This is a genomic window from Pseudomonas tolaasii NCPPB 2192 (genome assembly GCF_002813445.1).
GTDB classification, from domain to species: domain Bacteria; phylum Pseudomonadota; class Gammaproteobacteria; order Pseudomonadales; family Pseudomonadaceae; genus Aquipseudomonas; species Aquipseudomonas tolaasii.
In genome coordinates, this window is record NZ_PHHD01000001.1 from 3,104,879 (window position 1) to 3,127,440 (window position 22,562).

At 60.8% G+C, this 22,562-nt stretch carries 23 protein-coding genes, 1 pseudogene and 1 riboswitch; of the genes and pseudogenes, 12 read left to right on the forward strand and 12 right to left on the reverse strand.

Annotated elements, in window-relative coordinates; genetic code table 11:
• Positions 1-16: 16 nt before the first annotated feature.
• A riboswitch (guanidine-I (ykkC/yxkD leader) is annotated at positions 17-118 on the reverse strand.
• A gap of 313 nt (positions 119-431) precedes the next feature.
• On the forward strand, positions 432-758 hold the full coding sequence (locus ATI14_RS14400) for a hypothetical protein (protein ID WP_016971317.1): 327 nt from the start codon (positions 432-434) through the stop codon (positions 756-758).
• Here ATI14_RS14400 and ATI14_RS14405 read toward each other — a convergent pair.
• Positions 755-1,867, reverse strand: a complete 1,113-nt coding sequence (locus tag ATI14_RS14405) for an enoyl-CoA hydratase/isomerase family protein (protein ID WP_016971318.1) — start codon at positions 1,865-1,867, stop codon at positions 755-757. The two genes, ATI14_RS14400 and ATI14_RS14405, sit on opposite strands and share 4 nt — an antisense overlap.
• A 135-nt stretch (positions 1,868-2,002) precedes the next feature.
• Here ATI14_RS14405 and ung point away from each other — a divergent pair, with 135 nt between their 5' ends.
• A complete protein-coding gene (ung, locus tag ATI14_RS14410; protein WP_016971319.1) occupies positions 2,003-2,695 on the forward strand; it encodes a uracil-DNA glycosylase in 693 nt (230 codons plus the stop codon).
• Positions 2,696-2,822: 127 nt separating this feature from the next.
• Here the strand turns inward: ung and ATI14_RS14415 are convergent, their stop codons facing one another.
• The 5 genes from ATI14_RS14415 to ATI14_RS14435 are packed head-to-tail and all read right to left on the reverse strand — an operon-like array spanning position 2,823 to position 8,211.
• Positions 2,823-3,860, reverse strand: a complete 1,038-nt coding sequence (locus ATI14_RS14415) for an AbrB family transcriptional regulator (RefSeq protein WP_020372588.1) — start codon at positions 3,858-3,860, stop codon at positions 2,823-2,825.
• The gene (locus ATI14_RS14420) at positions 3,853-5,367 is read right to left on the reverse strand and encodes a tripartite tricarboxylate transporter permease (RefSeq protein ID WP_016971321.1); all 1,515 of its coding nucleotides are present in this window, start codon (positions 5,365-5,367) and stop codon (positions 3,853-3,855) included. The genes ATI14_RS14415 and ATI14_RS14420 overlap by 8 nt, the downstream gene beginning before the upstream one ends.
• A gap of 1 nt (position 5,368) precedes the next feature.
• On the reverse strand, positions 5,369-5,827 hold the full coding sequence (locus ATI14_RS14425; RefSeq protein ID WP_016971322.1) for a tripartite tricarboxylate transporter TctB family protein: 459 nt from the start codon (positions 5,825-5,827) through the stop codon (positions 5,369-5,371).
• Between the two features lie 60 nt (positions 5,828-5,887).
• Positions 5,888-6,871, reverse strand: coding sequence for a Bug family tripartite tricarboxylate transporter substrate binding protein (locus ATI14_RS14430; RefSeq protein WP_016971323.1), 984 nt, complete (start codon positions 6,869-6,871; stop codon positions 5,888-5,890).
• Between the two features lie 47 nt (positions 6,872-6,918).
• Positions 6,919-8,211: an OprD family porin gene (locus ATI14_RS14435; RefSeq protein ID WP_016971324.1), complete on the reverse strand. Its 1,293-nt coding sequence runs from the start codon at positions 8,209-8,211 to the stop codon at positions 6,919-6,921.
• A gap of 235 nt (positions 8,212-8,446) precedes the next feature.
• Between ATI14_RS14435 and ATI14_RS14440 the strand changes: the two genes are divergently transcribed.
• Both ATI14_RS14440 and ATI14_RS14445 read left to right on the forward strand, forming a co-directional pair.
• A complete protein-coding gene (locus ATI14_RS14440; protein ID WP_016971325.1) occupies positions 8,447-9,118 on the forward strand; it encodes a response regulator in 672 nt (223 codons plus the stop codon).
• Complete coding sequence (locus ATI14_RS14445) at positions 9,111-10,496, forward strand: sensor histidine kinase (RefSeq protein WP_016971326.1); 1,386 nt, start codon at positions 9,111-9,113, stop codon at positions 10,494-10,496. The genes ATI14_RS14440 and ATI14_RS14445 overlap by 8 nt, the downstream gene beginning before the upstream one ends.
• Here the strand turns inward: ATI14_RS14445 and ATI14_RS14450 are convergent, their stop codons facing one another.
• Together ATI14_RS14450 and ygfZ are read right to left on the reverse strand one after the other, a co-directional pair.
• A complete protein-coding gene (locus ATI14_RS14450) occupies positions 10,497-11,318 on the reverse strand; it encodes an HDOD domain-containing protein (RefSeq protein ID WP_016971327.1) in 822 nt (273 codons plus the stop codon). It lies immediately after the preceding gene.
• Positions 11,319-11,355: 37 nt separating this feature from the next.
• Complete coding sequence (gene ygfZ / locus ATI14_RS14455) at positions 11,356-12,297, reverse strand: CAF17-like 4Fe-4S cluster assembly/insertion protein YgfZ (RefSeq protein WP_016971328.1); 942 nt, start codon at positions 12,295-12,297, stop codon at positions 11,356-11,358.
• Positions 12,298-12,437: 140 nt separating this feature from the next.
• Between ygfZ and ATI14_RS14460 the strand changes: the two genes are divergently transcribed.
• Positions 12,438-12,692, forward strand: coding sequence for an FAD assembly factor SdhE (locus tag ATI14_RS14460; RefSeq protein ID WP_016971329.1), 255 nt, complete (start codon positions 12,438-12,440; stop codon positions 12,690-12,692).
• A pseudogene (locus tag ATI14_RS14465) lies at positions 12,676-13,121 on the forward strand (protein YgfX). The gene ATI14_RS14460 and the pseudogene ATI14_RS14465 overlap by 17 nt, the downstream one beginning before the upstream one ends.
• Here ATI14_RS14465 and nadB read toward each other — a convergent pair.
• The gene (nadB, locus tag ATI14_RS14470; RefSeq protein ID WP_016971331.1) at positions 13,090-14,706 is read right to left on the reverse strand and encodes an L-aspartate oxidase; all 1,617 of its coding nucleotides are present in this window, start codon (positions 14,704-14,706) and stop codon (positions 13,090-13,092) included. The pseudogene ATI14_RS14465 and the gene nadB overlap by 32 nt on opposite strands.
• A gap of 463 nt (positions 14,707-15,169) precedes the next feature.
• Between nadB and rpoE the strand changes: the two genes are divergently transcribed.
• From rpoE to ATI14_RS14485, 3 genes are read left to right on the forward strand one after another with little or no spacing between them, the layout of a single operon-like run.
• Entirely contained in the window at positions 15,170-15,751 is a 582-nt protein-coding gene (gene rpoE / locus ATI14_RS14475) for an RNA polymerase sigma factor RpoE/AlgU (protein ID WP_003172477.1), read from the forward strand.
• Between the two features lie 32 nt (positions 15,752-15,783).
• On the forward strand, positions 15,784-16,371 hold the full coding sequence (locus ATI14_RS14480) for a sigma-E factor negative regulatory protein (protein WP_016971332.1): 588 nt from the start codon (positions 15,784-15,786) through the stop codon (positions 16,369-16,371).
• A gap of 16 nt (positions 16,372-16,387) precedes the next feature.
• Complete coding sequence (locus ATI14_RS14485) at positions 16,388-17,347, forward strand: MucB/RseB C-terminal domain-containing protein (protein WP_016971333.1); 960 nt, start codon at positions 16,388-16,390, stop codon at positions 17,345-17,347.
• A 29-nt stretch (positions 17,348-17,376) separates the two neighbouring features.
• Here ATI14_RS14485 and ATI14_RS31410 read toward each other — a convergent pair whose 3' ends face one another.
• Positions 17,377-17,556, reverse strand: coding sequence for a hypothetical protein (locus tag ATI14_RS31410; protein ID WP_165448237.1), 180 nt, complete (start codon positions 17,554-17,556; stop codon positions 17,377-17,379).
• 25 nt (positions 17,557-17,581) lie between these two features.
• Here ATI14_RS31410 and ATI14_RS14490 point away from each other — a divergent pair, with 25 nt between their 5' ends.
• Entirely contained in the window at positions 17,582-19,021 is a 1,440-nt protein-coding gene (locus tag ATI14_RS14490) for a DegQ family serine endoprotease (RefSeq protein ID WP_016971334.1), read from the forward strand.
• 73 nt (positions 19,022-19,094) lie between these two features.
• On the opposite strand, the gene ATI14_RS14495 is transcribed toward ATI14_RS14490, so the two are convergent.
• The gene (locus tag ATI14_RS14495; protein ID WP_016971335.1) at positions 19,095-20,528 is read right to left on the reverse strand and encodes a M48 family metalloprotease; all 1,434 of its coding nucleotides are present in this window, start codon (positions 20,526-20,528) and stop codon (positions 19,095-19,097) included.
• A 95-nt stretch (positions 20,529-20,623) separates the two neighbouring features.
• Here ATI14_RS14495 and ATI14_RS14500 point away from each other — a divergent pair, with 95 nt between their 5' ends.
• Together ATI14_RS14500 and ATI14_RS14505 are read left to right on the forward strand one after the other, a co-directional pair.
• Positions 20,624-20,863 carry a sulfurtransferase TusA family protein gene (locus ATI14_RS14500; protein ID WP_010212198.1) on the forward strand — a complete coding sequence of 80 codons (240 nt, stop codon included), beginning with the start codon at positions 20,624-20,626 and terminating at the stop codon, positions 20,861-20,863.
• Positions 20,864-20,895: 32 nt separating this feature from the next.
• Positions 20,896-21,966, forward strand: coding sequence for an AI-2E family transporter (locus ATI14_RS14505; protein ID WP_016971336.1), 1,071 nt, complete (start codon positions 20,896-20,898; stop codon positions 21,964-21,966).
• 112 nt (positions 21,967-22,078) lie between these two features.
• Here the strand turns inward: ATI14_RS14505 and ATI14_RS14510 are convergent, their stop codons facing one another.
• Positions 22,079-22,552, reverse strand: coding sequence for a peroxiredoxin (locus ATI14_RS14510; protein ID WP_016971337.1), 474 nt, complete (start codon positions 22,550-22,552; stop codon positions 22,079-22,081).
• Between the last annotated feature and the right edge of the window lie 10 nt (positions 22,553-22,562).

Sequence of the window (22,562 nt, forward strand, 5' to 3'; positions counted from 1 at the left end):
CCGCGAACGGTGGCTTGTCTCCCGGGCTTTTATCCCGCCGTGTAACCTCAACTGGAGGTCGCCAACTCTCGGACCAGTCACTCGCGTCAAGCGAGCCGGAACCCTAGTCAGCCATTGCAAATTGTGGTGCCGCGAACCTGTGATCAATCCTGCACAAGAGGGGCAAAGCGAGAGTCGTGCCAAGTCAGAGGCGGGCGTGTAGATCAAGGGTTTGCGTGCAACAAGCTTTTTTTGGGGCGATTTTCGTGCGTTGTGCTGGTGCGGGGTTGCACTGCAATGAGGCGTTCTGTTCGTCTGAAACACATGTTTCAACCTGTGTCCAAAACGCACCAGATTCGGTTTTCGATGTCAGATATTTCGTCATTCGGTGAAATCCGAATGCCGCCCTCCAGCGTCGCTGGATGTGCTCTTTCGCGGTCCGGGAGGCCGCCATGTATCGACGACTGCTGCTCACCGCTTTGCTCGGCCTGACTCTTTGCGCTTGCGTGCCTTATTACGATGGAGGCGCTACGTACTATCGCTCCGAGGTCTACACCGCACCGGCGCCGGCTTACTACTATGGCGGCCCGGCGTATTACCCCTACGGGCGCGGTTATTACGCGCCACCCCCGCGCTACTATTCGGCGCCGCGCTATTACCAGCCTGCGCCGCGCTATTATCCAAGGCCCGGTTACCGGCCTTATCCGGCGCAGGGCTGGGGTAACCGATGGGGCAATGGCGGCGGCCATAACGGCGGCGGCCACGGCGGGCACCGTTAATAGTCGGACAGATCCGCCAGCGGGTGCCGACCTTCCCAGGCTTTGTGAAAATGCGCGTCTACCACCGCCTCGGGAATTGTATTGATATCGGGCCAGTGCCAATGGGGCGTCTGGTCCTTGTCGATCAACCTCGCGCGCACGCCTTCGGCAAATTCCGGATGGCGGCAGCAGTTCAGGCTCAAGGTGTATTCCATCTGAAACACCTCGGCCAACGACAAATGCTGCGCGCGCCGAATCTGTTCCCATACCAGGTGCGCCGTCAGCGGGCAGCCTTCGCTCAGCGTCTTGCCGGCGCGACTGAACAGCGGGTCGGCGTGGTCGCGCAGCAAACTCAAGGCGCGCCAGGCGCAGCGCACATCCCCCACATCCAGCCATTCGTCGATCTGTGCCCTGCGCGGCAGCCATTGCGCTTGGGGTTGCTGGTCGATGGCTTCGTGGGCCAGTGCCCTGAGCAAACTGTTGAGTTGAGTGGCGGTTTGTTCTTGCCAGTTCAATTGCAGCAGGCCTTCGATCAATGCGTCCTGCTGGTCATCGCGCAGGAAACGGTCGGCCAGGCCCAGATCCAGCGCGTCACGGCCGTTGATGTGCGCGCCGGTCAGTCCCAGAAACAAGCCGAGCTTGCCGGGCAGGCGTGACAGAAACCAACTGGCGCCCACGTCCGGGTACAGGCCGATGCTGATTTCGGGCATGGCCAGGCGGCTGCCCGGTGTGACAATGCGCACCGCCGCGCTTTGCAGCAGGCCCATACCACCGCCCAGTACATAACCGTGGCCCCAGCAGATAACCGGCTTGGGGTAGGTGTGCAGGCGATAATCGAGCCGGTATTCGGCGGCGAAGAACTGCGCAGCCTGCGGCGGCACGACGCCGGGGTTCTCGCGGCAGGCCTGGGCCAGGCTGCGTACCTCGCCGCCGGCACAAAACGCCTTGGGGCCGTTGCCGCGCAGCAGCACGCAGCGGATGTTCGGGTCTTTCGCCCAGGCGTCCAAACGGTCGCTCAAGGCCAGAATCATGGGTAACGACAGCGCGTTGAGGGATTTTTCCGCGTCCAGGCTGGCGATGCCGAGGCGGGCACCGTCGCTGCCGGTCAGTTCTTCGAAGTGCAGGTTCATCATGACCTCAATCGAGACAGTGAAGGATCAGTATGATCGCTTCGCAGGAAAGTGGCGGTTGTGTGTCAGATCAATTGACAAGCGGAGTGGGCTTTCCTAGGGTTCGCCCATTCTTTTTTACACGATGGCCCCACGATGACCGACGGCGACCGAATCAAACTCGAACCGAGCTGGAAGCATGCCCTGCGGGACGAGTTCGACCAGCCCTACATGGCCGAACTGCGCGAGTTTCTGCGCCAGGAACACGCGGCCGGCAAAGAGATCTACCCGCCCGGCCCGCTGATTTTCAACGCGCTCAATTCCACACCGCTGGACAAGGTGAAAGTGGTGATTCTTGGCCAGGACCCGTACCACGGCCCGGGCCAGGCTCACGGCTTGTGTTTCTCGGTGCAGCCGGGCGTGCCGACGCCGCCGTCGCTGGTCAATATCTATAAAGAGCTCAAGCGCGACCTGAATATCGACATCCCCAACCACGGTTGCCTGCAAAGCTGGGCCGACCAGGGCGTGTTGCTGCTCAATACCACCATGACCGTCGAACGCGCCAATGCCAACGCCCATGCGGGCAAGGGCTGGCAGCACTTTACGGATCGGATTATCCAGGTGGTCAGCGAGCATCAGCCGCACTTGGTGTTCCTGCTGTGGGGCGCCCATGCTCAAGGCAAGCAGAAGCTGGTGGATGCGACCAAACACCTGGTGCTGACGTCGGTGCATCCGTCGCCGTTGTCGGCGTATCGCGGGTTTTTGGGCTGCGGGCATTTCAGCCGCACCAACAAGTTTCTCGAGCAGAATGGCGAGACGCCGATCGAGTGGCGGTTGCCGCCGGTCTAGCGGCTGACCACAATCCTATGTGGGAGCGGGCTTGCCCGCGATGGCGGTATGTCAGCTGACAGGTTCAGTGGCTGATAAACCGCTATCGCAGGCAAGCCAGCTCCCACATTTGAACTGTGTCGCGTGTTCAGAGTTTTTCCGGCTGGCGATTCCAGTGCCTGAACAACGGCTCCGCCAGAAACAACACAAACAGCAAGCGCATCACCTGCATGGCCGTGACCAACGGCACCGACAGTTGCAGGGTCTCGGCCGTGAGGCTCATTTCGGCAATGCCGCCCGGCATCATGCCCAGGGTCAGTGAACGCAAATCCAGTTGCGTGAGCGCACTCAAACCCACCGCCGCCAGTGTCGCCAGTGCCATGGTCAAGGCCGTGCCGATCAGGGTTCTGCCCATGAACGACGGCGCCCGGCGAAAGAACTGGCGGTTGAAGTGGCAACCCAACCCGCTGCCGATCAGCCATTGGCCGATCTGGCTGCCACCGTTGGGCAGGCCGTAATGCAAGTCCCACACGACACTTGCGGTCGCGCTGACCAGCAATGGCCCGAACAGCCAAGGGTTTGGCTGACGCAGACGCTGCCAGCCCCAGGCCACCAACGCGCCCAGCGGAAACAACAGCGCCAGCCACGCCCAACTCACCGGCGCCGGATGAAACTGCGGCGTTCCGCCTTCGAGCAAATATTTGAAGATTGCCGGCACACACAGCACCACCGCCAGCACGCGCAAACTCTGGCCCGCCGCGACACGGCTGAGCACCGCGCCATTGCGGGCACCGAGGTTGACCATCTCACCGGAACCGCCCGGCATGCTGGAGAAAAACGCGGTGGCACGGTCTTCGCCGCTGCGGCGCATCAACCACACGCCGACAATGCTCGACAGGCTGGTGACCAGCGCGCCGAAAAAAATCAGGCCGAAGTGGCTCATCACCTGCTCGATCACCACCGGGGTGAAGTGCAGGCCAATGCCGATGCCCACCACCCATTGGCCGCATTTGCGCCCGCCGGGAATCTCCGCCAACTGCCACGGCGTCAGGCAGCGCACCAGGATAATCGCCAGCAACGAGCCGACCATATACGGCAAAGGCCAGCCGACAAGGCTGGCCAGGTAACCGCCGGCCAGGCCGACCAGCGGTGTTCCCCACCAATGTTTAAAGGTGACCTCAGACATCGGCCAGGGCACGACGCTGCAGGGCACGTTTGCGGTAGATGCGCACCAGCGGGAAGGCCAGCATCAGCGCGGTCAGTACCCACACACCAAAGGTGATCGGGCTGGACCAGAGGATCTGCAGGTCACCGTTGGAAATCGACAGCGCGCGGCGCAGGTTCTGTTCCATCAGGCCGCCGAGGATAAAGCCCAGCAACACTGGCGACAGCGGGAAATCCAGCTTGCGCAGGATGTAACCGAAGATGCCGATACCGACCATCAGGAACAGGTCGAAGGTGGTGGCGTGAACCGCGTACACACCGATCGCGGTGATGATGGCGATCACCGGCACCAGCGCCCAGTTCGGCACGGCAAGGATGCGCGTGAAGATGCGGATCATCGGGATGTTGAGGATCACCAGCATGATGTTGGCGATGAACAACGAGGCGATCAGGCCCCAGACGATGTCCGGTTGCTGTTGGAACAGCAGCGGGCCGGGGGTGATGTTGTACAGCGACAGGGCGCCGATCATCACCGCGGTGGTGCCCGAGCCGGGTACGCCGAGGGTCAGCATCGGTACGAGAGCACCACAGGCGGAGGCGCCAATGGCGGTCTCCGGGGCGGCGAGGCCACGCATGTCGCCTTGTCCGAATTTACCGCTGGCACCGGCCAGGCGTTTCTCGGTCATGTAGGCAACGGCTGACGCGAGTGTGGCACCGGCGCCTGGCAACACGCCCATGATGAAGCCCAGCAGGCCGCAACGAATGTTCACCACAAAGACCGCACCCGCTTCCTTGAGGTTGAACATCATCCGCCCCGTGGCTTTGACCGCTTCCTGGCCACGGTGGGTTTTTTCCAGCAGCAACAGGATTTCGCTGATGGAGAACAGGCCCAGCACCAGCACCACAAACTGGATGCCGTCGGTCAGGTGAATATTGTCGCCGGTGAAACGGTACACGCCGCTGTTGGCGTCGATGCCCACGGCTGAAAGGAACAGGCCGATCAATGCCGCAACAAAGGTTTTCAACGGCTTGTCACCTGCCATGCCGCCGAGGCAGACAATCGCGAACACCATCAGTACGAAATATTCCGCCGGGCCGAAGGCAATCGCCCACTTGGCCAGCAGCGGGGCAAACAGCACCATGCCGCAGGTGGCGATAAACGCGCCGATGAACGAACTCCAGGCCGACAGCGACAGCGCCACACCGGCCAGACCTTTGCGGGCCATCGGGTAGCCGTCGAGGGTGGTCATCACGGTGGAGGCTTCGCCCGGAATGTTGAGCAGGATCGAGCTGATACGCCCGCCGTATTCACAGCCCAGGTACACGGCTGCCAGCAGGATCAAGGCCGACTCCGGCGGCAGGCCCAACGCGAACGCGATGGGGATCAACAGCGCCACGCCGTTGATCGGGCCCAGGCCGGGCAGCAGGCCGACCACGGTGCCGATCAGGGTGCCGCACAGGGCGGTCACCAGGTTGTACGGGGACAGTGCAACGCCGAAGCCCTGACCCAAATAGCTGAAAGTATCCATGTCAGTTCTCCAGAACGTCGAGCAGGCCGAGGGGCAGCGGTACATCCATGGCTTTGTCGAACAGCAGGTACAAGCCGATGGCCATCAACGTGACAATCACCAGGCTCGGCAACCAGCGGCCGCCATACAGGCGCGCCATGGGAATGCCGATCAGCATGCTGCTGAGGATGAAGCCCAGCGGTTCGAAAGTACCGGCGAACACGATCAGCAACGCCACGCAGATGCCGATCTTGATCAGGGTTTCGCGGTCCAGCGCGGGCTCTTCTTCCGTGTGTTTGGTTGGCTGCGGGCGGAACAGCATGTAGATCAGGCCCAGGCTCATCAGCCCGAGCATCAGCAGCGGGTAGGCGCGCGGGCCGACCGGCTCGTAGGAAAACGACGCTTGATAAGGCCAGGCCATCAGCGCCAGGCCGGCGCAGACCAGCAGCATCACCGAGGCGAAAATGCGTTGTAAGAACATGTGGAACTCCTGGGCCGCGCCGCCTGTTCAAAAGGGCGCGGCCGAGCAAAAGAGGAGCGATTACTGGATCAGGCCGAACTCTTTGGCCAGCACTTTGTAGTCCGCCACCTGTTTTTTCACGTAGGTGTCCAGCTCCGGGCCGGTCATGGCGAACGGGAACAGTTCGCGCTGGTCACGCAGCTTGGCGAACTCCTCGGAGGCCAGCAGTTTGTCGAACGCTTCCTTCCACCAGGCGTATTCCGCATCGCTGACCTTTGGCCCGAGGTAGAAGCCACGCACCACTGGCCAGACGATGTCGTAGCCTTGCTCTTTGGCGGTCGGAATGTTCTTCATTTCCGGCTCGTCCAGGCGCTGCTCGGAGAACACGGCCAGCAGGCGCATGTCACCACTCAGGATGTGCGGCATGGAGTCGGAGATGTCGGTGCTGCCCACCTGAATGTGGCCGCCGAGCAGGGCAGTAGCGATTTCACCGCCGCCTTCGAGGGCCACGTAACGCAGCTCGCGCGGGTTGATCCCCGCGGCCTTGGCGATCAGGGCGGTTTGCATCCAGTCCTGGCTGCCGACGGTGCCGCCGGAACCGATCACCACGCTGCCCGGATCTTTCTTCAAGGCTTTGACGAGATCGTCCAGGGTCTTGTAGGGCGAATCGCTTTTCACCGCGATGGCACCGTAGCTGGTGCCGACGGCCGCCAGCCAGCGCACGGCGCTTTCATCGAAGCGGCCGAACTTGCCCTGGGCCAGGTTCAACAGCGAACCGCTCGACCAGGCCACCAGCGTACCGGCGTCCGCCGGGCGCTGAGCAACTACCGCGTTGTAGGCCACCGCGCCCACGCCGCCGGGCATGTAGGTCACGCGCATCGGCTTGCTCAGCAGCTTCTCGTTGACCAGCGCGCTTTGCGCCAGTTTGCAGGTCAGGTCAAAACCACCGCCGGGGGAGGCGGGGGCGATGCACTCCGGGCGCTTGGGTTCGTCGGCGGCCAGCAACTGGCCGGCGAACATCATGCAGCCGGCGGCGAGGGCCAGTTTACGCAGTGAAAAGGTCATGGTTGTCTCCGTCTTTGTTGTTATGGGTATTGCTTGCCGGGTACTGCTTACCAGAGCGCGACGCTGTAGCTCACCAGCACGCGCACTTCGTCCGCATCACGGGCCGAATAGTTGGTGCGATAGGTGGCGTTACGCAGGCGGAAGGCCACGTCCTTGAACGTGCCGCTCTGCACCACGTAACGCACTTCGCTGTTACGTTCCCACTCCTTGGCGGTCTCGCCGTTCTTGAGCTTGATGTTGTCACCCGACAGGTAACGGCTCATGAAACTCAAACCGGGAATGCCCAGCTTGGCGAAGTCGTAGTCGTAACGTGCCTGCCAGGAGCGCTCTTCGGCGCCGGCAAAGTCGTTGATCTGCACAAAGTTGACGAGGTACGGGTCGCTGCCATCCACATAGGGGAACGCGCTGTCGCCGAACATGCGCTGGTAGCCGGCGCTGAGCTTATGGCCATTGAGGCCGTAGCTGAACAGGCTGCTGAAGGATTTGTTGTCGATCTTGCCGCCACGGGCTGCGCCGGTGTCATCACTGATGGCCAGGCGCACATCGGCGCCGAACGTGCCTGGACCCATCGGGCGGGAGGCGACCAGGCCGAGGAAGTGCTGGCGGTACACGTCGTCGAGTTGAGCGAAGTGGTAGCTGCCGGTGACCTTGTCGGCGAACTTGTAATCCGCGCCGCCGAAGTTGAAATGCTTGCCGGTGGCGCCACTGCGGAAGCGGCTGTTCTTGTTGTTGAGGGTGATGTCTTCGTAGTGGGTGTCGTCGCGGTCCTTGGCCTTGTCGAGACGGCCGCCGGTGAGCACCAGGTTTTTGAATTCCCTGGAGGTCAGCAGGCCGCCGTTGAAGGTCTGCGGCAGGATGCGCCCGTCGTTGGGCTTGAGGATCGGCAGTTCCGGGATCAGCGCGCCGATTTTAAGCTCGGTGGCGGAAATCTTCACTTTGCCGGTCACACCCAGCTTGGAGTATTCGTTGGCGGCGCGGCCGTCATCGTGTGTCGGCAACAGGCCGGTGCCGGTGCGGTCGGGGCTGGAGTCGAGCTTGACGCCGAGCATGCCCAACGCGTCCACGCCGAAGCCGACGGTGCCGTCGGTGTAGCCCGATTGCAGGTTGAGCATGAAACCCTGGGCCCATTCATCGCGTTTGGATTGTTGTGCGCTGGTGCCGTCGCGAAAGTCGCGGTTGAAATACATGTTGCGGGTTTCGAGGGTACCGCTGCTGTCTTCGAAAAAGGCAGCCTGGCTGAGCGGCGAAAAGCCGGCAAGGGCAGCGGCACTGGCAAGGGCGGTTTGGGAAAGACGGGAAAAACGCACAGGCGGACGGGCCTGGGGCTGGGTCGACAGCATCGTTGCATACTCCGTTATTGTTCTTATTTTGGCGAAAACGCTTCGAGGCGTTTTTCGGGCGCTGCGGATCAGGCAGCTGGGCAGGCATTACCCACCGTCACTTGATGCTAAAGGGCGAAGCTTTCACTAACCTTTCAGTTGTCTTTCAATGTTTTCGGGCTTCACAGGGCAGTCGCCGCCTGTAAACTGCCCGGCAAAGCGTGGCGTCGACCATGCCCGAATGAGGTGAAAATCCATGCGTGTCCTCCTGGTTGAAGACCATCTGCAACTGGCCGAAAGTGTCGCCCAGGCGCTCAAGGGCATGGGTTTGACCGTCGACGTGCTGCACGACGGCGTGGCCGCCGACCTGGCCCTGGGCAGCGAGGAATACGCGGCGGTGGTGCTCGATGTGGGGTTGCCGCGCATGGACGGTTTTGAGGTGCTCGCACGTTTGCGGGCGCGTGGGAAAAATCTGCCTGTGTTGATGCTCACCGCCCGCAGTGATGTGAAAGACCGCGTACACGGCCTGAACCTGGGCGCCGACGACTACCTGGCCAAACCTTTCGAACTGACGGAGCTGGAAGCGCGGGTCAAGGCATTGCTGCGCCGCAGTGTGCTGGGCGGCGAGCGCCAGCAAACCTGTGGTGTGCTGGTGTATGACCTGGACACCCGGCGGTTCACCGTAGGCGGCGAGCTGATGACGCTGACGTCCCGCGAGCAGGCCGTACTCGAAGCCTTGATCGCGCGCCCGGGCCGGGTAATGAGCAAGGAGCAACTGGCCTCGCAAGTGTTCGGTTTGGACGAAGAAGCCAGCCCCGATGCCATCGAAATCTACGTGCACCGCCTGCGCAAGAAACTCGACGGCCAGCCGATCGCCATTGTGACCTTCCGTGGCCTCGGCTACCTGCTGGAAGCCCGCGATGCATAAGCCGAGCAGCCTGCGTTGGCGCCTGCTGTGGAACCTGGCGCTGTTGCTGGTGGTGCTGATGCTGGCCAGTGGCATGAGCGCCTACTGGAATGGCCGCGAAGCCGCCGACACGGCCTACGACCGCACGTTGCTGGCCTCGGCGCGGACCATTGCCGCAGGGCTTACGCAAGTGGATGGCACCTTGAGCGCCAACGTTCCGTATGTCGCCCTCGACACCTTTGCCTACGACAGCGCGGGGCGAATTTATTACCAGGTCAATGACATCGACCGCAAGCTCATTTCCGGCTACGAAAACCTCCCCGGCCCGCCGCCCGGCACGCCGCGTACCGATGATTACCCGGCCTTGGCAAGGTTCTACAATGCCACTTACCAGGGCCAGCAAGTGCGTGTGGTCAGCCTGCTCAAGGCTGTTTCCGAACCGAACATGAACGGCATGGCGGAAATCCGCGTGGCGGAAACCGACGAAGCACGCGAAAGCATGGCGCGCAGCCTGATGGCGGACACCTTGTTGCGCCTCGGCATGCTGGCCGTTGGCGCGCTGCTGCTGGTGTGGTTTGCCGTGAGCGCCGCGCTGCGCCCGCTGGAGCGCCTGCGCACGGCGGTGGAAGAGCGCCAGCCGGATGACCTGAGGCCATTGCCGCTGGTCGAGGTGCAGCATGAGTTCGGCCCGCTGGTGCGTTCGCTCAACCACTTCACCGAACGCCTGCGTGGTCAGTTCGAGCGCCAGGCACAGTTTATTGCCGACGCTTCCCACGAATTGCGCACGCCATTGGCCGCGCTCAAGGCCCGCCTGGAACTGGGGTTGCGAGCCGAAGACCCGGCCACCTGGCGCAGCACGCTGGAGAGCGCGGCCCAGGGCACGGACCGCTTGACTCATTTGGCCAATCAGTTGCTGTCTCTGGCGCGCATTGAAAACGGCGCCAGGGCGATTGCCGAAGGTGGCGCGCAGTTGCTCGATCTCAGCCAATTGGCCCGTGAACTCGGCATGGCCATGGCGCCGCTGGCTCACGCGCGCGGCGTTGCGCTGGCGCTGGAGGCGGATGAGCCGGTGTGGTTGCGCGGTGAGCCGACCTTGTTGAATGAGCTGCTGAGCAACCTGGTGGACAACGCGCTGGCTCACACGCCACCCGGCGGCAACGTGATCTTGCGGGTGAGTGCGCCCGCGGTTCTGGAAGTGGAAGATGATGGCCCGGGCATCCCGCTTGACGAGCGGGACCGGGTATTCGAGCGCTTCTATCGACGCAACCAGCAGGGCATGGGCTCGGGGCTGGGGCTGGCGATTGTCGGTGAGATCTGCCGCGCGCACCTGGCGCAGATCAGCCTGCACGATGGTGAGCTGGCGGGGTTGAAGGTGCGCGTGAGTTTTATTGCGGGCTGATCAGTAAAACATCGACCGTGCTTCATCCAGCTCGGCGCGCAGGGTGTCGCTGTAAGGATCCACACGCAGCTTTTTGATGGCCGGCAAATGGGAAACCGGCACGCTCGCCAGCGGATGATCGGTGCCACGGTGGCAATACAGTGCGGCGACTTGCACCAGGTCGATGTAATCCAGGCTTGGAGAGTCGCGCTCCAGGTCCAGATATTGCCCGGGCAGCTTCGCGAGCATCTCCGGGAAGTCCCAGCGGCCCAACAATTTGTCGCCCAATACCGGGTGGATGCTTTCTATCACATGGTTGAGGCTGACCGGGTCGGACAGCAGCTCGTAGTGGTCTTCGGCATAGGTGAGGATCGGCAGCACGCCAATCTGGTGTACCAGCCCGCCGAGGGCCGCCTGGTCCGGCTTGAGCTGGCTGTGGCTGCGGCACAAGGCATAGCTCACGCCGGCCACTTCCAGGCTGCGGCGCCACACATCGCGCATTTTCTGTTCGACGGCTTCGGAGCGGGCGTGGAAGATTTGCTCCATCACCAACCCGATCGCCAGGTTGCTGCTGTAGTTGGTGCCCAGACGGGTGATGGCGGTGTGCAGGTCGGTGACTTCCTGGGTGGCGCGCAGCAGCGGGCTGTTGACCACTTTGATCAGGCGCGCCGACAGGGCGGTATCGCGACCGATCACTTTGCTCAAGTGGCTGATGCTGATATCCGGATCTTCCGCGGCCTGACGTATGTTCAGGGCCACTTCCGGTAATGTCGGCAGAACCAGGTCATCGTTGTCGATGGCCGTTACCAAAGCCTGTTGGACTTTTTCCGCCAGCTTGTTCATTCATGCTCTCTAGGGTGCTGCAAAAAAGGTACGGCGATTAACGCTGGATCTCTCGATCACGGTCCAGTTGGTAGGGCAGGTCAAGCAGTTGCAAGCCGGGGCCTTCCAGGGTGCCTAAGTGCACGTCGCCACTGTCGGCAGCTTCGGCTTGCAGCACGGCCAGAAGTTCAATCGACTGGTCAGCTTTCGCGGCGATGACAACTTCGCCGATAGAACTGTTGTGGCTGGGCGAGAACAGCGGGGTGCCTGGCTCCGGCAGCTCGGCGGCGTTGAGGTTCAGGCGGTACAGGCGGCGCTTGAGTTTGCCCAGGTACTGCATGCGCGCGACGATTTCCTGGCCGGTGTAGCAGCCTTTCTTGAAGCTGACGCCGCCGACGGCTTGCAGGTTGAGCATCTGGGGGATGAACAGCTCGCGGGTTTGCGGCATGACCTGGCCGATACCGGCGCGGATCTGGCCCAGCAGCCAAGCGTTCAGGTCGGCTTCTTTCAACTGCGCAGCCAGTTGGTTACGTGTCGTTTCGGCTAGATCGGCAGGCACCCAGAGTTCGGCGCGGCCGGGGGAGACGCGAATGGCGATCAATGTGCCGGTGCGTACGACACTGTCGGTTTCAGCCGGCAGCTCAAGGCCGAAGCTGGCCAGGGCTTGATCCGCATCGGCCAGACCGAAGCGTGCCCAGCCGGCGCTTTCGTCGGTGAGTTTGGATTTGGAAAACACAGCGTATTTCTTCAGGTCCGCCAACTGCGGTTCGAGCAGTTCGGTGGCCATGGCCAGGAGCACGCCATCACCTTGCAACACAATGCGAAAGCTCGACTGCATGCGCCCTTTTTGCGTGCAGCGCGCACCCAGGCTGGCCTGGGTGTCGCTCAGGTAATTGAGGTTGCAGGTCAGTTGCCCTTGCAGGAACTTGGAGGCGTCGGAGCCGCGGACGGCGAGAACGCCTTCGTGTGACAGGGGGCAGAAGAAAGCAGAGTCAGCCATGGTTCATCGCAGGTAAAAAAGTGATGGGTGCATCATAGAGGGGCGCCCGGTAAATGGATAGTTTCCATATGGGGCGACCAAAGCCGAGTGTCCCGCTGCCGTCGGGCCTGTATACTTGCCGCCTATTTGAGGAGCGCTCCATGGTCGAAGATGTAGAAATCAATCGCCTCTTCTGGCACAGCCGCCGCGGCATGCTGGAACTGGATGTGTTGCTGGTGCCTTTCACCAAAGAAGTGTACGCGACGCTTGATCAGGTGGACCGTGACCTCTACGTGCGGCTGCTGACGTGCGAAGATCAGGACATGTTCGGCTGGTTCATGGAACGCTCGGAATCGGAAGACCCGGAGCTGCAGCGCATGGTCCGGATGATCCTGGACCGTGTTCAGCCCAAGTAATACGTTCGAATGCCGCTGGCGGGCCTCTCGGCTCTTGCTGGCGGCGTATCTTCTCGCCCAGCTGTTCGCGTTGGGCGCCTTGTGTGTTCTCGATCTGCCTTATGCAAGCCTTGGGGTTGTGCTGTGCCTGGCCCATGCCGCCTGGGTTTTACCGCGACATATTCTGCTTACCACCGTTCGTCGGTTTGTGGCCTGCGCCGCGATGAAGATGGCTGGCAGTTATTCAGCGTCGAGCGAGGCTGGCACAGCGTGCAATTACGTCCCGACAGCCTGGCGTTGCCGCTGCTCGTCGTACTGCGCTACCGCGTGCCGGGAAAGTGGGGTGTACGCTCGATTTGCGTGCCGAGGGATTCGCAGGCCGCCGATCTGCATCGGCGCCTGCGGGTTCGTCTGAAGTTCAGTCGCCGTAGGTGGCTGGCACCAGAATAGTGTCGCGGGCTTCGGGCAGCATCTGCGGGTAGTCGAGAGTGTAATGCAGGCCCCGGCTCTCTTTGCGCTCCATGGCCGAGCGGATCATCAGTTCGGCTACCTGGGCCAGGTTGCGCAGTTCGATCAGGTCGCGGCTGACTTTATAGTTGCTGTAGAACTCATCGATTTCATCCAGCAGCAATCGAACCCGATGCTGCGCACGCGCCAGACGCTTGTTGGTGCGCACAATGCCCACGTAGTCCCACATGAAACGGCGAAGTTCATCCCAGTTGTGGGCGATGATGACGTCTTCGTCCGAATCGGTGACCTGGCTGGCATCCCAGCGGGGCAGGGCGGCGGGCACCGGGACGCGCGGCAGTTGCTCGAGGATGTCCGCAGCGGCCGAGCGGGCGTAGACGAAACATTCCAGCAACGAGTTGCTGGCCATGCGGTTGGCGCCATGCAGGCCGGTGAAGCTGGTTTCGCCGATGGCGTAGAGGCCGGGCACATCGGTGCGCCCATTCCTGTCGACCATCACGCCACCGCAGGTGTAGTGCGCGGCGGGCACGACGGGGATCGGGCCTTTGGTGATGTCGATGTTGAAGGTGAGGCAGCGCTCGTAGACCGTCGGAAAGTGCGTCTTGATGAAAGCTTCGGGCTTGTGGCTGATGTCCAGGTAGACGCAGTCGATGCCCAGACGCTTCATTTCATGGTCGATGGCGCGGGCCACGATATCCCGTGGCGCCAGCTCGGCGCGTGGGTCGAAGCGCTGCATGAAGCGCTCGCCGTTCGGCAGCTTCAGGTGTGCACCTTCGCCGCGCAGGGCTTCGGTGATCAGGAAACTCTTGGCCTGCGGGTGATACAGGCAGGTGGGGTGGAACTGGTTGAATTCCAGGTTGGCGACGCGGCAACCCGAGCGCCAGGCCATGGCGATGCCGTCACCGCAGGCGCCGTCGGGGTTGCTGGTATAGAGGTAGACCTTGGCGGCACCGCCTGAGGCGAGAATGGTGAAGCGTGCGCCGTAGGTGTCGACTTCGCCGCTGGCGCGGTTGAGCACATAGGCACCGAGGCAGCGCTCGCCGTCCAGGCCCAGGCGTTTTTCGGTGATCAGGTCGACGGCGACACGCTGCTCCAGCAGTTCAATGTTGGGGCGCTGGCGGGCTTGGTGCAGCAACGTCTTGAAAATGGCGGCGCCGGTGGCATCGGCGGCGTGGATGATGCGGCGGTGGCTGTGGCCGCCTTCACGGGTCAGGTGGAATTCGAATCCGCCGTCATCGCTGCCGGCGTGCTCGTCACGGGTGAAGGGCACGCCCTGGTCGATCAGCCACTGGATGGCTTCGCGGCTATGCTCGACGGTGAAGCGCACCGCGTCTTCATTGCACAGGCCGCCGCCGGCGTTGAGAGTGTCCTCGACGTGGGATTCAACAGTATCGGTGTCGTCCAATACCGCTGCGACGCCGCCCTGGGCCCAGAATGTCGAACCATTGGCCAGGTCGCCCTTGCTCAATACGGCAATGCGCAGGTGGCTGGGGAGCGTCAGTGCAAGGCTTAAACCTGCCGCGCCGCTACCGATCACCAGGACATCGTGTTGAAACTGTTGGCTCATTTGAAGGATTCCGCAAAAAGCGATCCAAAGGGGTGGCGCAAACAGGACGCCTGGATCGGCGAATCAAAGGGTCACACGGCCCACTAGTATATAGAGGGGGGGACCGGCACAATAGCCGGGCATTCGTGGCAATGTGAGATTACGGTGCACAGTCGGGGTAAAATCGGCCGGTTATTGGAGCGGGAACTTTTTGCATAAGCCCTGACTCAATAGCAGGTTGCCCGAAAGCTGGGAAAACGTTGTGTTTGTTGGCCCGTCGGGAGCATTGGACGCGTCAGAAAACCGGCGACAAGATTATTCGCGCAGCCGGCTTCGCCCGCGCTGCGTTTTTCGTGTGTGCCAAATCAGTGCGTGCCGGAAACTTGCTTGAAGGGGGAGAACTTTTGCGAAAAGTCCGAGTCTATGTTTGCAAGCCTGATCGTTTAGTTATGCAAGCCTCCTTCAAGTACAACGAGGAGTGTTCATGCTAACCCAGGAAGAGGATCAGCAGCTGGTCGAGCGCGTTCAACGTGGCGACAAGCGAGCATTTGATCTGCTAGTGCTGAAATACCAGCACAAAATTCTCGGGTTGATCGTGCGGTTTGTGCACGACACCCATGAAGCGCAGGACGTTGCACAGGAAGCTTTTATCAAGGCATACCGTGCACTGGGCAATTTCCGTGGTGACAGTGCGTTTTATACGTGGCTGTACCGCATCGCCATCAACACGGCGAAGAACTATCTGGTCTCTCGCGGTCGCCGCCCGCCAGATAGTGATGTGAGTTCGGAAGATGCAGAATTTTACGATGGTGATCACGGCCTCAAAGATCTCGAGTCGCCGGAGCGTGCATTGCTGCGCGACGAGATCGAAGGCACCGTTCATCGCACAATTCAGCAACTGCCAGAAGATTTGCGTACTGCATTAACTTTACGTGAATTCGATGGTCTGAGTTATGAAGACATTGCGAGCGTCATGCAGTGTCCGGTGGGGACTGTAAGGTCACGGATTTTCCGGGCCCGGGAAGCCATCGATAAAGCCTTGCAACCGTTGTTGCAGGAAAACTAAAGACAGCGGCGACAGCCAAGAGAGGAACCGCCATGAGTCGTGATGCCCTGCAGGAATCGCTGTCCGCAGTGATGGATAACGAAGCGGATGAACTGGAACTTCGTCGAGTGCTCAATGCATTTGATGATGCCGAAACCCGTGATACCTGGTCTCGTTACCAAGTCGCTCGGGCGGTGATGCACAAGGATCTTCTAATCCCTCGTCTGGATATTGCTGCGGCCGTTTCTGCTGCGCTGGCTGATGAAGCCGTTCCGGCAAAAGCTGCTCGTGGTCCATGGCGTAGCCTGGGTCGCCTGGCAGTCGCTGCCTCGGTCACTGTTGCCGTTTTGGCTGGTGTTCGCCTGTACAATCAGGACGAAATCGCCGGTGCGGAACTGGCTCAACAGACTCAGCAGCCGGTGATGGCTGGACCTCAAGTCAAAGGCCCAGCGGTACTGGCCGGCTACAAGGAAAGCGCTGACAGCACCGGCCCGATGGCCAATGGTGTACTGCAAGGGCAATCCGGCTGGCAGGACCAGCGTCTTCCTGGCTACCTGCGCCAACACGCCCAGGAATCGGCTCTGAAAGGCACTGAAAGCGCTCTGCCATACGCTCGTGCTGCAAGCCTGGAAAACCGCTGAACCGCTAAGGGGCCCTATGCGCGCCATACCGCTCCTTACGCTTTTGCTCAGTAGTTGGTTTGCACTATCCGCCCATGCCGATGAAGCCCAAGACTGGCTTGATCGACTTGGGCGTGCAGAGCAGCAGCAAAGCTTCGAAGGTACGTTCATTTATGAGCGTAACGGTAGCTTTTCCACCCATGACATCTGGCATCGAGTCCAGGACGGTCAAGTTCGCGAACGTCTGTTGCAACTGGATGGCTCCGCTCAGGAAGTCGTTCGGCTAGACGGTCGGACTCAATGCGTCAGCGGTACACTCGTTGCTGGCTTGGGCAATTCGCCCGACGCGCCATCGCGTGCGCTTGATCCAAAAAAACTCACTCAATTCTATGAGCTGGCCGTCATCGGCAAATCGCGCGTGGCCGGTCGTAATGCGGTGATTGTGTCTATCGCGCCGCGTGATCAATACCGTTATGGCTTTGAGTTGCATCTGGACCGTGAAACCGGTCTGCCGCTCAAATCACTGCTGCTCAATGATCTAGGGCAGTTGCTGGAACGTTTTCAGTTCACCCGATTGAACACGTCAACCGCGCTCGCGGATAAGGATCTGCAGCCCAGCAGCGAATGCACACCTATCGCTCAGACCCACAGCAAGGCGCCCGAAGTCCCCGCCACTCAGGCGTGGCACCTGGATTGGCTGCCCCCCGGCTTCCAGCTCACCAATAGCGTTTCGCGCAAAGACACCCAGACCAAATCCACTGTCGATAGCCTGATGTACGACGATGGTCTTGCACGTTTCTCCGTGTTCCTTGAATCCACCGATGGCGCGAGCGTGACGGAAACCCGCACGCAACTGGGCCCAACAGTTGCGGTATCCCGGCGTTTGAATACGGTTGAAGGCGAGGTGATGGTGACGGTCGTCGGTGAAATCCCCATCGGTACTGCCGAGCGCATTGCGCTGTCGGTGCGTGGCGAAAAGCCCGCCGGCAAACCGTGAATCGTTAATCCTGTGTTCATCCTGCCCTTTCAATCTTCGTCCATGCCAGGTTGGCTGCCGAGAGCATGAAATGTCTGGATCAGCATTTTCACTTGCAAAAAATCCCCATGTTTTTTATAGGTCAGGGCTTGTCGGCTCTGGCCTTGTTTTGTTCGCGGAACAAAGATGTCGGTCGCAGTTTTCGGCGTTTCTTGAACCCTGTCGCTCAACCCTGCTCGTCGTAACGGGAGCTGTATGTCGATACCACGTTTGAAGTCCTATTTATCCATAATCGCCACGGTATTGGTGCTGGGTCAGGCCGTGTCCGCGCAAGCGGCTGAACTGCCTGATTTCACGCAATTGGTCGAGCAGGCCTCGCCGGCCGTGGTGAACATCAGTACCACGCAGAAGCTGCCGGACCGCAAGGTTTCAAATCAGCAGATGCCGGATCTCGAAGGCCTGCCGCCGATGCTGCGCGAGTTCTTCGAGCGTGGCATGCCGCAACAGCGTGCGCCCCGTGGCGGCGGCGGTGGTCAGCGTGAAGCGCAGTCCCTGGGCTCGGGCTTCATCATTTCACCGGATGGTTACATCCTCACCAACAACCACGTCATTGCCGATGCTGACGAAATCCTCGTTCGCCTGGCCGATCGCAGCGAGTTGAAGGCCAAACTGGTCGGCACCGATCCACGCTCCGACGTGGCTCTGCTGAAAATCGAAGGCAAAGACCTGCCGGTGCTGAAACTGGGTAAGTCCCAGGATCTGAAAGCCGGGCAATGGGTGGTCGCGATTGGTTCGCCATTCGGCTTTGACCACACCGTGACCCAAGGTATCGTCAGCGCCATCGGCCGCAGCCTGCCAAACGAAAACTATGTGCCGTTCATCCAGACCGACGTGCCGATCAACCCGGGCAACTCCGGTGGCCCGCTGTTCAACCTGGCGGGCGAAGTGGTGGGGATCAACTCGCAGATCTACACCCGTTCCGGTGGCTTCATGGGCGTGTCGTTCGCTATCCCGATTGACGTGGCCATGGATGTTTCCAACCAGCTCAAAAGCGGTGGCAAGGTCAGCCGTGGCTGGTTGGGCGTCGTGATTCAGGAAGTGAACAAGGATCTGGCTGAGTCCTTCGGTCTCGACAAACCGGCTGGTGCTTTGGTCGCGCAGATTCAGGATGACGGTCCGGCTGCCAAGGGCGGTCTGCAGGTGGGTGATGTCATTCTGAGCATGAACGGCCAGCCGATCGTCATGTCTGCCGACCTGCCGCACTTGGTGGGCGCGCTCAAGGCGGGTAGCAAGGCCAAGCTGGAAGTGATTCGTGAAGGCAAGCGCCAGACTGTTGAGCTGACGGTTGGCGCCATTCCGGAAGAGGGCGCAACTCTTGACGCGCTGGGCAACGCCAAACCGGGTGCCGAGCGCAGCAGCAACCGCCTGGGCATTGCTGTGGTCGAGCTGACTGATGAGCAGAAAAAGAGCTTCGACCTCAAGAGCGGTGTCGTGATCAAGGAAGTGCAGGACGGCCCTGCGTCCCTGATCGGCCTGCAGCCGGGTGATGTCATCACCCACTTGAACAATCAGGCCATCGACTCCACCAAGCAGTTCACCGACATCGCCAAGGCGCTGCCGAAGAACCGTTCTGTGTCGATGCGCGTTCTGCGCCAAGGGCGTGCCAGCTTCATCACCTTCAAGCTGGCTGAGTAATTTGCTGGTCTGATCCAATAAAAAAGCCCCGCTTTCGTTTAGCGAAAGCGGGGCTTTTTTGTGCGCGATGGGTTTAGCTCATCATGTTTTTGACCAAGCGTTCCTGTTCGATCAGCTCACGCTGGCGTGCGTCGATACGCGACGACAACGGGAAGTTGTTGCCAGCCCGACGTTTGGCGAAGTCCAGTTGCTGGATGGCCTGTTGAAAGTCGCCCACCAGCGCAAAGTACTCGGCGCGTGCTTGATGCAGGCCAATGATATTGCCGGACAGGCCGCGGGTTTCTGCAACCTGATACCAGACATCCGGGTCATCGGGGCGCGATTTGAGCAAACCATCCAGTGCCTTTTCCGCATCGGCAGTGCGGTTTTGCTTGAGCAGCAAGTCCACCCGTACCTGATTCAGCGGATAGTTGCCGGGGTACTGAGTCAGCATGCGATCAGTCCGCTGCTGGGCATCCGGCAGGCGATTGCTGTCGATATCCAACTCGATTTGCGCAAGGTTGTAAGTGATGTCGTTAGGCGCCTTGGCGAGCAGCGGCAGCAGGCTTTCCCGCGCTTCTTTGTACTGAGTGCCTTTGATTTGGGCGATGGCCAAGCCATAGCGCGCCACATCGTTTTTCGGGTTTTCGTCCAGTTGTGCCTGGAAACGCTTGGCCGCAAGGCCCGGTGTGTCCTCGTATTGCAACTGAACGCGAGCGCGAATCAGCTGATAGCGCAGGCTGTCTTCCTTGCCGCCGGGTTTGGCCTGTTCAGCGCGGTTGCGGGTGTCGGCAATTCGCGATTCTGTCACCGGGTGAGTCAGCAGGAATTCCGGAGGCTTGGCGTCAAAACGGTATTGGCGCATCAGGCGTTCGAACATGGTCGGCATGGAGCGCGGGTCGTAACCGGCTTTTTCCAGATTGAGAATGCCGATGCGGTCAGCTTCCTGCTCGTTCTGGCGGGAGAACCGGCGTTGCTCCTGGATCGCCGCAGCCTGGCTGCCTGCAATCGCGGCAATCCCCGCGTCGCCTGCACCGGCGGCGGCGGCAATGATGCCGCCAAGCAGGGCGGCCATCATCGGGATTTGCATGCGCGACTGTGCTTCCATGCCCCGGGCAAAGTGGCGCTGGGACAGGTGAGCCAATTCGTGGGCCAGCACCGAGGCATATTCGCCTTCGGTCTGGGCATTCAGAAACAAGCCGCCGTTGACCCCGACGATGCCGCCAGGTGCGGCAAAGGCGTTGAGCTGCGGGCTGTTGATCAGGATGAACTCAAGGCGCCGGTCATTGACCTGGCTGGTCTCCACCAGTTTGTAAACGCTGGTTTCGACATAATCCTTGAGTTGCGGGTCGTTGAGTTGCGAGACCTGGCCGCGCAGGTAGGCCAGCCACGCACGACCCAGTTGAAATTCCTGTTGTGGCGAGACAATGGCAGAACTGGCGTCGCCAAGTGACGGCAGGTCGTCAGCAAAGCCTGGAGAGGCCAGCAGGCAGGCCAGCGTCAGCAGGGTAGGGCGCAAAAAAGTCATGCACAAAGCCTTTCGACAAAGAGCTTACTGTAGCCGGACACTGAGCTTCGGACCAGATATTCTAAGCGGCCCAACCGCGTGCCCGGAGTAAAACCATGACCGACGCTGTAGCCTTTGACGCCGAACTTGATGCCAGCGGCCTCAATTGCCCGTTGCCCTTGCTCAAGGCCAAGCTGGAGCTCAATCGATTGGCCAGTGGTGCGGTACTCAAAGTGATCGCCACGGATGCGGGCTCCCAGCGGGATTTCCGCACATTTGCCAAACTGGCCGGGCACACGTTATTGCACGAAGAAGACGCCGCCGGTGTTTACCGGTACTGGTTGCGCAAGGCCTGAATCGTTCGCCCCACACCACCCGAGGTTGATTGATGTTCAAAGTGTTACGAGACTGGATTCAGCGCTACTTCTCCGACGAAGAGGCCGTGGTGCTGGCAGTCCTTCTGTTTCTGGCCTTTACCGCCGTGCTCACTTTGGGCGGCATGCTCGCTCCCGTCCTGGCCGGCATGGTGCTGGCGTACTTGATGCAGGGCTTGGTCACCACGCTTGAGCGTCTGCGCCTGCCGGGTGGGGTGGCGGTGGGGCTGGTGTTTGCCTTGTTCATGGGCTTGCTGGTGGTGTTCATCGTGGTGGTGTTGCCATTGCTCTGGCATCAGTTAATCACTCTGTTCAATGAATTGCCGGGGATGCTCGCCAAATGGCAATCCCTGTTGCTGTTGTTGCCGGAGCGCTATCCGCACCTGGTGTCGGACGAGCAGGTGTTGCAGGCCATCGATGTGGCGCGCGGCGAGATCGGAAAATTCGGGCAATGGGCGCTGACCTTTTCACTGTCCAGCCTGCCATTGCTGGTTAACATCATGATCTACCTGGTGTTGGTGCCGATCCTGGTGTTTTTCTTTCTCAAGGACCGCGCAATGATCGGCCGCTGGGTGCGCGGATATCTGCCGCGTGAGCGGGCGCTGATCACTCGGGTGGCCGAGGAGATGAACCGGCAGATCGCCAATTACATTCGTGGCAAGGTTATCGAGATCGTAATCTGCGGTGGCGTGACCTACATTGCTTTTGTCGCGCTCGGGCTGAACTACGCGGCGCTGCTGGCATTGCTGGTGGGTGTGTCGGTGGTGGTGCCGTATGTCGGTGCCGTGGTGGTGACGGTGCCTGTGCTGCTGATCGCGTTATTCCAGTGGGGCTGGAGCGACCAGTTCATCTACCTGATGGCGGTGTACGGCATCATTCAGACGCTGGATGGCAACGTACTGGTGCCTTTGTTGTTTTCGGAGGCGGTCAACCTGCATCCGGTGGCAATTATCTGCGCGGTCTTGTTGTTTGGCGGGTTGTGGGGTTTTTGGGGGGTGTTCTTTGCGATTCCCCTGGCGACGCTGTTCAAGGCGGTGCTCGATGCGTGGCCGCGGCAAGAGCCGGTGGTGGCGCCCTTGTTGTAATGCCGTCCAACTGTGGCGAGCGAGCTTGCTCGCGCTGGAGTGCGAAGCGCTCCCGTTTTTAGGGCCGCTACGCGACCCAGCGGGAGCAAGCTCCCTCGCCACAACAGGCGAATCAGGCCTTGTGCAGCGCCTGAGCGGCGGCCAGTACAGCATCCACATGCCCTGGCACCTTCACACCACGCCATTCCTGGCGCAGCACACCCTCCTTGTCGATCAGGAACGTGCTGCGGTCCACGCCCAGGTATTCCTTGCCATACAGCTTCTTCAGTTTGATCACGTCAAACAGCTGGCAAACCGCCTCATCTTTATCGCTGATCAGCTCAAAGGGGAATTCCTGCTTGCCCTTGAAGTTCTCGTGGGACTTCACGCTGTCGCGCGACACACCAAATACTTCAGTGTGGGCGGCCTTGAACGCGGCGTACTGGTCACGAAAACCCTGACCTTCAGTGGTGCAGCCCGGGGTGCTGTCTTTGGGGTAGAAATAGATCACCACTTGCTTGCCCTTGAGCCCGGCGAGGCTGAAGGTCTGGCCGCTGGTGGCCTGGGCTTCGAAGTCGGCTACCGGTTTATCGATGACTACAGCCATGAAAAGCTTC

Bases quoted from the DNA above. Each gene is read 5' to 3' on its own strand.
- ATI14_RS14400 (WP_016971317.1), top strand. From the start codon at position 432: ATGTATCGACGACTGCTGCTCACCGCTTTGCTCGGCCTGACTCTTTGC.
- ATI14_RS14405 (WP_016971318.1), bottom strand. From the start codon at position 1,867: ATGAACCTGCACTTCGAAGAACTGACCGGCAGCGACGGTGCCCGCCTC.
- ung (WP_016971319.1), top strand. From the start codon at position 2,003: ATGACCGACGGCGACCGAATCAAACTCGAACCGAGCTGGAAGCATGCC.
- ATI14_RS14415 (WP_020372588.1), bottom strand. From the start codon at position 3,860: ATGTCTGAGGTCACCTTTAAACATTGGTGGGGAACACCGCTGGTCGGC.
- ATI14_RS14420 (WP_016971321.1), bottom strand. From the start codon at position 5,367: ATGGATACTTTCAGCTATTTGGGTCAGGGCTTCGGCGTTGCACTGTCC.
- ATI14_RS14425 (WP_016971322.1), bottom strand. From the start codon at position 5,827: ATGTTCTTACAACGCATTTTCGCCTCGGTGATGCTGCTGGTCTGCGCC.
- ATI14_RS14430 (WP_016971323.1), bottom strand. From the start codon at position 6,871: ATGACCTTTTCACTGCGTAAACTGGCCCTCGCCGCCGGCTGCATGATG.
- ATI14_RS14435 (WP_016971324.1), bottom strand. From the start codon at position 8,211: ATGCTGTCGACCCAGCCCCAGGCCCGTCCGCCTGTGCGTTTTTCCCGT.
- ATI14_RS14440 (WP_016971325.1), top strand. From the start codon at position 8,447: ATGCGTGTCCTCCTGGTTGAAGACCATCTGCAACTGGCCGAAAGTGTC.
- ATI14_RS14445 (WP_016971326.1), top strand. From the start codon at position 9,111: ATGCATAAGCCGAGCAGCCTGCGTTGGCGCCTGCTGTGGAACCTGGCG.
- ATI14_RS14450 (WP_016971327.1), bottom strand. From the start codon at position 11,318: ATGAACAAGCTGGCGGAAAAAGTCCAACAGGCTTTGGTAACGGCCATC.
- ygfZ (WP_016971328.1), bottom strand. From the start codon at position 12,297: ATGGCTGACTCTGCTTTCTTCTGCCCCCTGTCACACGAAGGCGTTCTC.
- ATI14_RS14460 (WP_016971329.1), top strand. From the start codon at position 12,438: ATGGTCGAAGATGTAGAAATCAATCGCCTCTTCTGGCACAGCCGCCGC.
- nadB (WP_016971331.1), bottom strand. From the start codon at position 14,706: ATGAGCCAACAGTTTCAACACGATGTCCTGGTGATCGGTAGCGGCGCG.
- rpoE (WP_003172477.1), top strand. From the start codon at position 15,170: ATGCTAACCCAGGAAGAGGATCAGCAGCTGGTCGAGCGCGTTCAACGT.
- ATI14_RS14480 (WP_016971332.1), top strand. From the start codon at position 15,784: ATGAGTCGTGATGCCCTGCAGGAATCGCTGTCCGCAGTGATGGATAAC.
- ATI14_RS14485 (WP_016971333.1), top strand. From the start codon at position 16,388: ATGCGCGCCATACCGCTCCTTACGCTTTTGCTCAGTAGTTGGTTTGCA.
- ATI14_RS14490 (WP_016971334.1), top strand. From the start codon at position 17,582: ATGTCGATACCACGTTTGAAGTCCTATTTATCCATAATCGCCACGGTA.
- ATI14_RS14495 (WP_016971335.1), bottom strand. From the start codon at position 20,528: ATGACTTTTTTGCGCCCTACCCTGCTGACGCTGGCCTGCCTGCTGGCC.
- ATI14_RS14500 (WP_010212198.1), top strand. From the start codon at position 20,624: ATGACCGACGCTGTAGCCTTTGACGCCGAACTTGATGCCAGCGGCCTC.
- ATI14_RS14505 (WP_016971336.1), top strand. From the start codon at position 20,896: ATGTTCAAAGTGTTACGAGACTGGATTCAGCGCTACTTCTCCGACGAA.
- ATI14_RS14510 (WP_016971337.1), bottom strand. From the start codon at position 22,552: ATGGCTGTAGTCATCGATAAACCGGTAGCCGACTTCGAAGCCCAGGCC.